At 35.8% G+C, this 13496-nt stretch carries 5 protein-coding genes; 1 reads left to right on the plus strand and 4 read right to left on the minus strand.

Annotated features, from left to right (window positions below; translation table 11 throughout):
• The first annotated feature begins 14 nt into the window (after positions 1 to 14).
• Positions 15 to 3329: a DUF5107 domain-containing protein gene (locus BSF41_RS14120; protein ID WP_095930144.1), complete on the plus strand. Its 3315-nt coding sequence runs from the start codon at positions 15 to 17 to the stop codon at positions 3327 to 3329.
• A 470-nt stretch (positions 3330 to 3799) separates the two neighbouring features.
• Here BSF41_RS14120 and BSF41_RS14125 read toward each other — a convergent pair whose 3' ends face one another.
• The 4 genes from BSF41_RS14125 to BSF41_RS14140 form a co-directional block, all read right to left on the minus strand.
• Entirely contained in the window at positions 3800 to 6067 is a 2268-nt protein-coding gene (locus BSF41_RS14125; RefSeq protein WP_095930145.1) for a GH92 family glycosyl hydrolase, read from the minus strand.
• 287 nt (positions 6068 to 6354) lie between these two features.
• Positions 6355 to 8694, minus strand: coding sequence for a glycoside hydrolase N-terminal domain-containing protein (locus BSF41_RS14130; RefSeq protein WP_095930146.1), 2340 nt, complete (start codon positions 8692 to 8694; stop codon positions 6355 to 6357).
• A 115-nt stretch (positions 8695 to 8809) separates the two neighbouring features.
• Positions 8810 to 11755, minus strand: coding sequence for a discoidin domain-containing protein (locus BSF41_RS14135; protein ID WP_095930147.1), 2946 nt, complete (start codon positions 11753 to 11755; stop codon positions 8810 to 8812).
• 198 nt (positions 11756 to 11953) lie between these two features.
• Positions 11954 to 13486, minus strand: a complete 1533-nt coding sequence (locus BSF41_RS14140) for a RagB/SusD family nutrient uptake outer membrane protein (protein WP_095930148.1) — start codon at positions 13484 to 13486, stop codon at positions 11954 to 11956.
• Between the last annotated feature and the right edge of the window lie 10 nt (positions 13487 to 13496).

A 13496-nucleotide genomic window follows, 5' to 3' on the forward strand; every position in this document is an offset into this window, starting at 1 on the left:
AATTTCATTACATCATGCAAAAAGTAAATGTTTGGAAGGAAAAAATTATCCTGCCAACTTATGAGGTGGGCAAACCTGAAAAAAATCCTGTATTTATTGAGAAAAGAGTTTATCAAGGAAGTAACGGATCTGTATATCCTTATCCAGTTATTGAAAAAATCGCTGACGAGAAAACCGATAAAGAATATCAGGCTGTATACCTTGAAAATGAATTTGTTAAAATAATGATTCTTCCAGAACTTGGCGGGCGTGTTCATATGGCTTATGATAAAACTAAAGAACGTCATTTTGTATATTACAATCAGGTGGTAAAACCAGCTTTAGTTGGACTTACAGGCCCTTGGATATCGGGCGGAATCGAATTCAACTGGCCGCAGCACCACAGACCTACTACTTTTGATCCTGTAGATTTTACTATAGAAGAACATGAAGATGGCAGTGCAACTGTTTGGTGCAGTGAGGTAGAACGTATGTTTAGAACCAAAGGTATGGCTGGTTTTAGATTATATCCTGATAAAGCGTATCTTGAAATTAAAGCACAATTATACAACAGAACATCGTTTCCACAGACATTTTTATGGTGGGCGAATCCTGCTGTAAAGGTAAATGATGATTATCAGTCGGTTTTTCCGCCAGATGTAAATGCTGTTTTTGATCACGGTAAACGTGACGTTTCGTCTTTTCCAATTGCAAAGGGAACGTATTACAAAGTAGATTATTCACCAGGAACAGATATTTCTCGTTACAAAAATATTCCCGTTCCAACTTCTTATATGGCGATTGCTTCCAAATATAATTTTGTTGGCGGATACGAAAATGATTCAAAAGGCGGATTATTGCACGTAGCCAATCACCATGTTTCGCCAGGAAAAAAACAATGGACTTGGGGACATGGCGATTTCGGTCGCGCATGGGATCGTAACCTTACTGATGAAGATGGTCCGTACATTGAATTAATGTGTGGAGTTTATACCGATAATCAGCCCGATTTTACTTGGATTATGCCGGGCGAGCAAAAAGAATTTACGCAATATTTTATGCCATATCGTGATTTGGGAGTTGTAAAAAATGCGACCAAAAATGCGATGGTTAATTTAGAGAACATCGGCGATAAACTGGTTATTAAAGCGTATACGACAGGAGTTTATCCAAAAACAACCGTTACTTTAAAAAACAATGACGTTGTTTTATTTCAAAAACAGTACGATGCTTCTCCATACAATTCATTTGAAGAAACTATCGATTTTGATCATAACGCTTCTTTAGAAGGCTTATCGATTTCTGTAACCGATGCAGCTGATAAAGTTTTAGTTGATTGGGTTTACGAAGCACAAAATGAAGATGAAATTCCTGAAGCTGCAAAACCTGCACTTGCTCCAGAAGACATCGAAAATAACGAACAATTATTCCTGACGGCTCAGCATTTAGAGCAATACAGACACGCCACTTACAGTCCGATTCCGTATTATGAAGAAGCTTTAAGACGCGATTCTGGCGATGTTCGTTCCAACAATGCAATGGGATTATGGCTGATGCGAAGAGCAAAATTTACTGAAGCCGAGCCTTATTTTAGAGCAGCTATAAAAACATTGACGCAACAAAATCCAAACCCTTATGATGGTGAAGCTTATTTCAATTTAGGATTATGTCTTAAATATCAGAACAAAAACAAAGAAGCTTACGATGCATTTTACAAATCAACTTGGAATGCAGCTTGGCAAAATCAAGGTTATTTTTATGTAGCACAGCTTGATGCTTTAAACGGTGATTTTGAACTGGCTCTAGAACACATTCAAAAAGCCATTTCTAAAAATACCGAAGATCATAAAGCACTGCATTTGCAAGTAGCTTTTCTTAGAAAATTAAATCAAAAAGAAAAAGCGCTTCAGCTTGCAGAACTTTATTTACAAAACGACTCATTTAATTTTGGGTTATTGTATGAAAAGTATCTTTTAAGTACAGATAAAAAAGAGCTAGCGTACCTAAATGTATTAATCCGAAACAATATTCATACTTATATTGAATATGCTTTAGATTACAATGCGGCTGGTTTGTATGAAGAAGCTGCCAGTTTACTAAATGAAGGTCTGAAAGATGAAAACACCTATCCGATGGCGTGGTATTTTGCAGGTTCATTTTATGAGAAATTAAATGATTTCGGTCAAGCCGAAAAATGTTTCAAAATGGCTTCTCAGGCAAAACCAGATTATTGTTTTCCAAATCAGATTGAGGCTGCTTTAGTACTTTCTCAAGTAATTCAAAAACAAACTAATGACGCGAAAGCCTTGTATTATTTAGGAAACTTCTGGTACGCGTCGAAATTTTATGATGATGCTATTTCGTGCTGGGAAAAATCGGTTGCTATTGATGATACTTTCCCTACTGTGCATCGTAACTTGTCATTGGCTTATTACAATAAATTAAATGATGAACAAAAAGCACTGGCTAGTTTAGAGAAAGCATTTTCTTTAGATGTAGAAGATTCTAGAATTTTAATGGAATTAGATCAGTTGTACAAACGCTTGAACAGAGATTTGGTTTTTAGACTGGCTTTCTTAGAAAGACATTTAGAATTGGTTATTCAAAGAGATGATGTGTATTTAGAAAGAGTCACTTTATACAATTTACTAGGAAAACATGATAAAGCCTTAACATTATTACAAAATAGAATTTTTCATCCTTGGGAAGGCGGAGAAGGAAAAGTAAGCGGACAATATCTGATTTCTTTGACTGAAATTGCCAAACAGGAAATTGCACAAGGAAACCATGATAAAGCTATAGCATTTTTGGAACAGGCACAAATTTATCCTGATAATTTAGGTGAAGGAAAACTGCCAGGCGCACAGGAAAATGATATTCATTATTGGCTTGGAGTTGCTTACGAAAAGAAAGACAATCTGGAAGAAGCTCAAAACTGGTGGCAGAAAGCAACGCAAGGTCTAGAAGAACCTACAGCGGCAATTTTCTACAATGATCAGCAGCCAGATAAAATTTTCTATCAAGGTTTGGCTTTCTTAAAATTAAACAGTGCTTCAGAAGCCAATAAACGTTTTGAAAAGTTCGTTGCTTACGCCGAAAAACATGTAAACGATCATGTTACGATTGATTATTTTGCAGTTTCACTTCCGGATCTTATGATTTGGGAAGATGATCTCGACAAACGAAACAAAATTCACTGCTTATACATGAAAGGATTAGGTCTTCTAGGTCTTGATAAAAAAGCCGAAGCTGAACAGACTTTTAATAGTGTTCTGTCTGAGGAGAAAAGCCATTCAGGCGTGACGATACATCTTTCATTATTAAAAAATGAGGAATCGGTTTCAGTTTAAGTTAGTATTTTAAATAGGAACTAAAGATTAGCTTCGGAGAAGCGAAATAGTTATAGTAATTGTATTTATTATTGAGGACAAAGCTCCAGCGGAGCGACATCTTTTTAGATTGCTTGCATATTTCGCTCCTCTGGAGCTCTTTTGTAGGTACGTGATTGAATTTCTATAAATATTTTGCCCCGCTGGGGCTTATTTATATGCAGAAATAAAAAATAAATGGCCGTGCAAAAAGAATTGACAGCCTTTTGTTTTTTATAATTGAATTGTGTTCCTGCAAGGTTAAAAAAACTGTTGAATCTTCTAAAAATGAAAAGGTTTGATGAATTTAATCATCAAACCTTCTTTTAGACAATCTTGTCATTCCGAGGAACGAGGAATCGCACTAGTAATTCCGCAACGATTTGTCTTTTCTTTGTCGAGTCACTTGTGTGATTCCTCGTTACTCGGAATGACAAACTAAATCAATTATTTTAATGAATCGGTTTATCGTCTCTTTTAACTCCCCAATTTTTATTTGATTTTGATCCCATTACAAATTCTAAAACACCACCATTATCAATGTCAGATTGGTGAATAAAAGTCTTTGTATAGGTTTTACCATTCAATTTAGCACTTTGAATATAAATGTTTTCATCTGAAACATTTTTAGCAGTAACTTTAAAAATCTTTCCGTTTTTCAATTCAATAGAAGCTTCTTTCAATAGCGGAGAACCTATAATATAAGTACTGCTTGCTGGGTTAACAGGATAAAATCCCATGGCGCTAAAAATATACCAAGCCGAAAGTTCGCCGCAATCATCATTACCCGAATAGCCTGAAGAAGTTGTATTGTACATTTTCTTTAGTATTTCTGCAGTGTATTTTTGAGTTTTCCAAGGCTGACCAGCATAATTGTATAAATAAGCAATATGATGACTTGGCTCGTTTCCGTGTGCATATTGGCCAATAAAACCCGAAGCATTATCATTTACTTCTTCTGGTTTATCTTCTAGCGTGAAAAAAGTATCTAGTTTTTTGGTAAAGGCATTATCACCTCCAACCAAATTTATAAGTTCTTTTATGTCTTGAGGAACATACCAAAAGTACTGCCAGCCATTTCCTTCAGTAAACGGATAACCGCCGTTGGCTCCATATTTCAGCGGATCAAAAGGACCAATCCAATTACCTTTATCATCTTTTGCTCTGAAAAAACTTATTTCTTTATCGTACAGATTTTTATAAAACTGAGAACGTTTTGCAAAATGATTATAATCATCGATTTTAACGAGTTTCTTGGCCAATTCGGCTACACACCAATCGTCATAAGCCATTTCTAAAGTCAATGAAACCGACTGTGATTTTAAATTTTCTGGAATGTAACCGTACTTTTCCCAAATGCCAAATGGCGACCCAGGATGTTCTCGTAACGATGAATTCTTTACAGCTTCAAAGGCTTCTTCGGCATCGATTCCGGGGATTTTTTTCAGCACAGCATCAACAATAACAGGAATGGCATGATTGCCAATCATACAATAATTTTCCTGTCCCCATAACTGCCAAATTGGTAAATAGCCAAAGACTTTGTAATACGCCAACATACTATTTACAAAATCAGCAGTTCGTTCGGGCTGAATCAAAGTATACGAGGGATGTGCACCACGATAAGTATCCCACAAAGAAAATGTCGTATAATAAGGCTTGGATGAATTTCTAACTGTAAAATCGGCTGCTGGATAATCTCCGCTCACATCTGATAATGTATTCGGCTGAATGAATGTATGGTACAAAGCGGTATAAAAAATCTGCTTTTGTTCTTCTGTCCCGTCAATTTTTATCTTGCTTAATTCTTTTTCCCAAACGGCATCAGCAGCTTTTACGGTTGCATTAAAATCCCAAGCTGGAATTTCGGTTTGTACATTCAAACGTGCATTTTCAATGCTGGTTGCAGAGATTCCAACTTTTACCAAAATCTCTTGCTGTTTTGAAGTATCAAAATCTAATATTGCCCGAATTGCATTGCCATTAACCACTTTTGCATTGTCGTAAACATTACTTCCGTCAGTAATATAATTGCGAATTATTGGCTGTGAAAATTCGGCATGAAAATATACTTTTCGCATAGGCGCCCAACCCGTAATAATTCGAAATCCTTCAATAGTATGATCATTAGGGAAAGATAATTGAGAAGCAATAATTCGGGTATTCCAATCCGATTTTTTCATCGAATGATCTAAGTCAATGATGATATGGGATTCTTTATTTTTAGGGAAACTGTATTTGTGAAAACCAGCATGAGTTGTTGCTGTTAATTCGGCTTTTATTTGATAATCTAAAAGCTCTACGCTGTAATAACCCGGTTTTGCAGATTCTTTGTCATGAGAAAATTTTGATTGATAGGCGTTCTGTCCCACTTCTTCTTTTACAATAGCACCGCTAAAAGGCATTAGCATAACATCAAATAATTCGGCTACTCCGGTTCCGCTTAAATGTGTGTGGCTAAAACCTGCAATAGTGGTATCGTTATAATTATAACCACAAGCAACGCTCCAATCTGGTGTGTTTCGGGTGTCTGGACTTAGCTGTACCATTCCAAACGGAACTGTCGCTCCAGGATAATTATTCCCTGAAAGCGGCGAACCGTGTGCTGCGCCTGTTCCAATAAACGGATTTACATGTGAAGTGATTTTTTCTTTGGTTTGTGCTCCAAGAATTATGGAACTTAATATAGCACCACAAAGTATTATTTTATTGAGATTCATTTTGTAAAGATTTTGAAATATGAATTCTTTTTTTTTTGAATTGTCCCCAACTTTTACTGGAGGTTAATCAAATTAGATTCAAATAAGGCTTTAGACAAAACACTACGATTTTGGCTAAAGCCCTTTGTTTAATAGACTTTTATAAACCTCCAGTAAAAGCTGGAGGCAATTCAATTACTGTTTTAGTCCTGCAAGGTTTTCAAAACCTTGTAGGTGTTATATTTAGAAATGAGATAAAAAATTAAACCTACAAGGTTTAAAAAACCTTGCAGGATTACTACTCCAACTTATAATTTAGATGAAGTAATTTCTTTTAATTCCCCATTTACTTTGATCTTCACTTTACTAGGAGCTGGAGATTTTATTTCGTACTGAATTACTTTTCCATCTTTCCATTTGATGTTTATAGTAAAATTTCCTTCTGCTTTAATCCCTTTTACTTCGCCTTCTTTTAACCAAGCATCCGGCATTGCAGGCAATAATTCGATAAATCCTGCATGGCTCTGTATGAGCATTTCTCCAATTGCTGCTGTAGCTCCAAAATTTCCATCAATTTGAAAAGGCGGACCAGCAGAAAGCAAATTCGGATAAACTCCTCCACCTGCTCCGTAATTAATATTGGTAGCTAATGTTGGTCTCAAAATGGTTTTTAATAATTTATAAGCTCTATTTCCGTCATTTAATCGAGACCAAAACAACATTTTATAAGCAATTGACCAACTTGGACCATCATCTCCTCTAACCTCTAAAGTTTTCTTTGCAGCTTCTGCCAAGTCAGGAGTGCTTTCAGGAGTTATTAAAGAGGCTGGATATAATCCGTATAAATGAGAAATGTGACGATGTTGTGCATCTGGTTCTTTATAAGGTTTTAACCATTCCTGAATTCTACCGTCTGGACTAATAACTCCCGGTGGTGGCAATAATTTTAATCTTTGTTCAAGATCATTGCTCAAATCTTTATCGATTCCCAATTTTTGAGATGCCGTTATTACATCATTAAATAATTCACGAACAATTTGATTGTCAATTGTTGGTCCCATACACACATGAGCATCTTGTCCATTGGGCAGGAAAAATGAATTTTCAGGAGAGACTGAAGGTGAAGTTACCAACCAGCCTGTTTCTGGATCTTTTACCAGCATGCTATTATAAAACTGAGCGGCACCTTTTATAATTGGATAGATTTCTGCTAAATAATCCTTATCGTTTGTATACAAATAATGATTCCATAAATTGTTGCATAACCAGCCTGAACCTGCTTTTGCAATTCCCCATGAAGCACTTTCGCCTGGTTCTGTAAATCCCCAAACATTTGTAATTACATGTGCCACCCATCCATCAGCATTGTAATAGGCTTTTGCTGTTTTTTCTCCATAAGGAACCATCCCTTTTACCAAATCTTTTAAAGGAAGATTCAATTCAGATAAATTTCCTGTTTCTAATGCCCAGTGATTCATCTGAACATTTACATCCAGATGATAATCGCCATTCCATGGGGTTTGAACCTGGTGCGCCCATAATCCCTGTAAATTTGGAGGTAGTAATCCGACTCTCGTGCTGCTGATGCTTAAGTAACGGCCATATTGGTAAAACAAAACTGGAAGTTGGGTATCTGAATCAGGTTCTTTTAAAAACGCATCCAAACGTTCGTTTGTTGGTCGTGTTTTTTGAACTGGCTTTCCAAAATTTAAAGCCACACGATTAAACAATTTCTGATAGTTTTGAATGTGCGTTTTCTTCTGATCATCATATTTTTTCTGCATTGCGGCATCTAGAATTTTATCTACAGAAGACTCAAAACTTTTATCTTTAAAATCTGTTCCTGCCGAAATATACAAAATCACTTCAGTTGCATTTTTTACTGCCATCAAGTTATTAGAAAACAAAACATTACCATCTTTTACATGAGCTTTAACTTTAGCTTTGTATTTCATTCCTTTTCCGTCAATTCCGTTGTTGACTTGTCCTGTCATTACAAGAGAATTGTCATTTCCGATTTCGGTTTTAAAATGTTCTGGTCGGTCTAACTGAACTGTAAAGTTCAATTTTCCCTTTTTGCTTGAAGTCAATTTTACAAAAAGAACATCATCTCCAAAACCTGCAAAATATTCTCGTTTATAAGTTACACCGTCAATTGTAAATTGAGTAGACGCAAGCGCCGTTTGAATATTTAAGTTTCTATTGTAATTTATAGCCTTTGATTTGGTTTTATAGTCAAATTTCAAAGTCATATCTCCCAAAACTTGATAACATCCAAATTGCACATTTGCTCCATCCCCGCTTCCTGAGCCTGGGCCAGTACAAACAAAATTTTCATTGATTAATTTCTCGGCATCACTGTTTTTATTTGCCAATAATAATTCTCGTATCTGTGGTAGAAAAGAAAATGCTTTATAATTATTGGCATCCTGTGGAGATCCACTCCATAAGGTAATATCGTTTAAAACTAATTTTTCGGTTTCAATTCCGCCATCAGGCATAATTCCTAAACGTCCATTTCCTAATGGAAGCGTTTGTTCCCATTGAGAAGCTGGTTTTGTGTACCATAATTCCAAGGAATTACTTTGCGAATAGCCTAAGAAAGGTAATAGTACAAAAAGTAATGCTTTGTATTTCTTGATGTTCATATTGTTATTTTTATAGCCACTGATTAAAGGGATTGGAATAATTTTCTATCTGTGGTAAATTTATTTAATCGATTTGCGATGTGTATTAAATCTGGTTTACATTGAGAATAATTTGTTATTTATTATAAGGAATCGCCTTTACAACTGGCTTTTCTCCATTTTTTAAAAGTGCTTCATCAAATTCGATTGTCACTTCTTTGCTTTCTCCTTTTAGTAAAGTGAAATAACTGTCGCTTACAATTGCCGGTAATATTTGAGTTCCCAATTTCTCATTTAAGGCCTGAATTTGAATTCCAAAAGCTATTCCCGACGGACTTGAAACTTTAGATTTTATAATGTATTTTCCGTTTTGTTTTATGACTTTGCTAGAAACATTTACGTTTGCTTTTGGCAGCTTATTTAGTTCTGTAAAATCTTTCATATTGGTGCCTCTCCAATAAAAATTCTCACTGATTAATTTATCGGAGGCATCTTTTAGTTTTAATCGAATAAAATGCACTGGACTTAAATCGGAAGTATCAACATTGGTTTCTGCTCCGAAAATTTTGAAATCGTATAGAGAATATCCCCAACCAGAACCACGTTTTATTCCTAACATTCTAACATAACGCCCTTTTGTTTCATCAAATGAAATAGTTTGAAGTCCTTGTTTTCCATCTTTAATCACGCTTGCATCTGTCCAGTTTTTAGCGTCGTCACTGATTTGGATTTTGTATTCTTTACCATAAGCATTTTCCCAATTTAAAACGACACGATTGATAATAAAATCTTTTTCAAGATCTACATAAATCCACTCATTATCTGTCGAATTGCTTGCCCAACGCGTATTAGAATCTCCGTCTGCAACATCTCTGGTATTTCCTCCATCGGTAGAGGATGCGGTAACATTTTTTTGAAAAGCCAAATCTTTCTGATTAGCGTAAAACGGAATCACAAAACTTTCTACTGCTGTATTAGAATAAGAATCTACCATCGCATTTTGTTTGTACTTCGCTACCGGTTTTCCATCTAAATTATAAATAACAGCCTCGGCTTTCAAGTTTTTAAAATCGGTTCCTGTTGTGTTGATTACTTTAACCGAATTATCTACAGGACTCCATTGAATGTGCATAGGCTCACAAGCCGATTTTACACCCCAATACGCTCCTGTTAAATCATAATAATAATCGTAAGTCTGCCAAACCATACTTGGATAGGAAGACTGACTCATCCAGATCATAATTCCAGAAGCATCTTCCCACATATGATCCAGCCATCCTTCATACATAGCTTTGTTGGTTTCTATATTTAATAGCTGTGCTTTTGTAGCATATTCTTCCAGATTATTTGGCTTTCCGTAACGTTCTGTTATACTTTTATCATAATAATCGGGAGTTGCATTAAAGGCTTTTTGTCCAAAGAAATGTTTGTCCCACATGTCGTTTCTTGGCCACCAGTCTTTTTCTGGAATAAACTTTTTAAAGCTTTCGATATTAGGAAAAACTGCTGTACCAATTTCAGATCTTAATCCCCAGCTTGGACCATCGCCAGTTCCTGCATAAGGTTCTGGGTATTTTGTAAAATAAAACCTCGGATCTTTATTGCCCCAAAGTCCGCTACCGCTTAAATTTCCTGTGTTGGAACATGGCTGGTAATAACGGTCGTTGTTGTCAAAAGTTTTGATGTTTTCAGCAATCCATCCGTTGAGCGGAGGCTGCGGAAGACCTTCATTATTACCACACCAAATTGCAATACTGGCGTGATTTCTAACGCGTTTTATTTTCTCAATTACATTGTTATTAAAAACATGAATGTCTAATGGCAGATTCGGATTGGCATTGAGCCAAAAATCATCCCAAACCATAATACCATATTTATCGCAGGCTTCGTAAAACTCTTCGTCTGTAGTTGAGCCTAGCCAGTTGCGAATAATATTGTAATTCATTTCTTTGTGAAGTTTGACCTTCAAATCGTATTCTTCACCTCTACAGCGAAGCATATACTCGCTCATTCCCCAGTTTCCTCCTTTTAAGAAAACACGTTTTCCGTTTATAGCAATATGCAAAACACCATCTTCTGTATCGTAAGTATATTTTTTTATTCCGAAAGTTATCTTTTGACTATCTGAAACTACATTTCCAATTTTGAAAGTAAACTGACAAGTATATAAATTAGGATCTCCATAACCATTTGGCCACCATAATTTAGGATTCTGGATAGAAAGTTCAGGAAACTGTTCTTTGGTCAGTTTTACATTTGTAATTCCGTCAGCATCCAGATTTATTTTTTTAGAAAAAGTAATATTTCCTGGCATTATTACACCCGTTAGAACTCCTTCCTGATTTTGCGAAGATGAGTTTTTAAGCTCTACTTTCACTTCCAAATCTGCGCGTGCATTTGTTGGCAGATTGGTATGAATCCAAGGATCTGTAATGGTGACTTTGTCTGTGTTTGTCAAAAAAACATCGTCAGTAATTCCAGAATTTAATCCTGGAACATAAGGCATCCAGTCCCAGCCGGCGCTTGAAATATAAGTTGGGCTTCCGAAGTTATTTAATGGCTGTTTCGGAATGCTTACTAAAATATTTAAGACATTTTTTGCTTTACGGTTTACAAGCTTTGTAATATCAAATTTACCGCGCTGCATCATTCCGCTTAAAACAGCTATTTTTTTTCCGTTAAGGTAAATTTCTCCTTCACGATTTATTCCTTCAAAGTTAAGCCAGATAATTTCTTTGGTAAAATTTTCTGGAATAGTAAATTCCGAACGATACCAAAAACTGCGATCGTATTTTGATTTATCGACCTGATAAATATTGTCGCCAAAGTTGGGATCTTTCTCTAATCCGCTTACGACATAAGAATTAAAAATTGTACCGGGAACTACTGCTTTTACCCAGTCGGCATCGGCATAATTAGGAGTAAACATTTTAAGGCTGTCTTTTCCTATTTCTGCTTGTGGTTTGAGTTTCCAAACAATATCAGTAGAGTTTAGGCTTACTTTATTCTGAGAATAAAAATTAAATGATAGGGCATTTAAAACAAATAAATAGATATAAACCTGATAGGTATAGAATTTCATATTGTTATTTGAATGATTAAAAAATGTTGAATTATAAGAAATAAGAATGCCATTTTGGAATAAGCTTTTTTCGAACAGAAGAACTCAGTACTGTTACTACCTATACCCAAAATGGCATTACAAATCAAAACTGTGGCATTAACCGAACCACATGAACCAAAAAAATAAAAAATTACATTGAAGTTTCTTCAAAAAACATTAATAACCAGGATTCTGATTCTCTGGACCAATCTCATCATTGAGCTTGATCTCTCCAATTGGAATAGGATAAAGGTTATGAAATGCCGCAATGGTACCGTTTTGTTTTGCCCATTTGTTGCGAGAACCTACTAATTCTACCAGTTTTCCTGTACGAATAAGATCCATTCTTCTCCAGCCTTCAAAAGCTAATTCGCGCATACGTTCATCCAGAATCTGATCTCTAAACTGCGTTTGAGAAAGTCCGCTCCAAGCCATTCCTGCTGGCAATGTTCCTCCAAAAGCTCTTGTACGAACTTGATTCACATAACTTTCAGCTTCTGTTGTGCTTCCTAATTCATTTAAACATTCTGCATAATTAAGCAATACATCTGAGTATCTGATATAGGCTTTATTTTTACCTGAATTCCAGAATGATTGTTTCCCTTCTACACGAATATCTTCATATTTTTTAATGTGTGGATCCAACTCATCGCCTCCAAAACCAGCAGGAAGCGTTGGTTTAACTCCTTTGTAAGTAAAATCGTAACGAATACTTGCATCTTTACGTACATCTCCTGGTTCCCAAATTCCTCCATCTGTCTTATCTTTATAACAATATTGAGTAGGAAGTATAAGATCATAACCTCCAAAATAAGCATATTGGTTTATGTTTGCTAAAACTCTTGAACCTGTCTGCCATTGTATCTGGTTGTTGTCTGGCCAGTTATTATTATACTGCCATTCGTACAAAGATTCTGAAGAATTAGCATGATCTGGACTAAAAACGTCTGCGTAATTAGGCAATAAACTGTACTTTCCAGATTTAATAACTTCTTCAAACCATTGTTTTGCTTTATTATAATCACGGTATCCTGATGCTTCTGGAGCATATAGATATACTTTTCCTAAAAGTGCCTGAGCTACTCCTTTTGCAGGAAATGCAGGATTGCTTTGTGTCACAGGGAGTTTTTCTACTGCTCTTTCTAAATCGGCAACTATATAAGAATAAACCAATGGCAAAGGTTGGCGTTTTAGCCCATATTCTGCCGATTTTGCTTTATCATTAATCGGTATTTCTCCCCAATATTGTGTAAGCTCAAACATTAACGTTGCTCTTAAAAAACTGGCTTCACCCATTAAAAGATCACGTTTTGCGCTATCGTCTTCAGTATTTGTTCCTAATGCTCTAATAGATTGTGCCGCTACTTCAATTACCGGCCATCTGTCATTCCATAATTGTCCAATTGCTTGATTCTCCTGACTTAGAAAACCATTGTACAAATCAAGTCCCGCCTGGTTTGCATCTCCAGTTACCTGCAAAGCTCCTTGTTGTGCTTCGTCTGTACCAAGAGAAGTATAAAGCCCCGCACGGTCTTTTTGCATATTTCTCCAATTGGTTATAGCTCCCAAAAGAACTGGTTCTATTTTACCTAAACTACCGTAAGCCTGTTCAGCAGTAAGTGAACTTTTAGGCTCTTGATCTAAAAAATCTGAAGAACAGGAAGCTGATAATATTGTTAGGGCCATAAAGGCTATAATTTTTGCTTTCATAAAAATAATT

It is taken from the genome of Flavobacterium sp. ACN2 (assembly GCF_002303885.1).
Classification (GTDB): domain Bacteria; phylum Bacteroidota; class Bacteroidia; order Flavobacteriales; family Flavobacteriaceae; genus Flavobacterium.

Excerpts from the sequence above, each read along its gene's own strand:
- BSF41_RS14135 (WP_095930147.1), bottom strand. The coding sequence starts at position 11,755 with ATGAAATTCTATACCTATCAGGTTTATATCTATTTATTTGTTTTAAAT.
- BSF41_RS14125 (WP_095930145.1), bottom strand. The coding sequence starts at position 6,067 with ATGAATCTCAATAAAATAATACTTTGTGGTGCTATATTAAGTTCCATA.
- BSF41_RS14130 (WP_095930146.1), bottom strand. The coding sequence starts at position 8,694 with ATGAACATCAAGAAATACAAAGCATTACTTTTTGTACTATTACCTTTC.
- BSF41_RS14120 (WP_095930144.1), top strand. The coding sequence starts at position 15 with ATGCAAAAAGTAAATGTTTGGAAGGAAAAAATTATCCTGCCAACTTAT.
- BSF41_RS14140 (WP_095930148.1), bottom strand. The coding sequence starts at position 13,486 with ATGAAAGCAAAAATTATAGCCTTTATGGCCCTAACAATATTATCAGCT.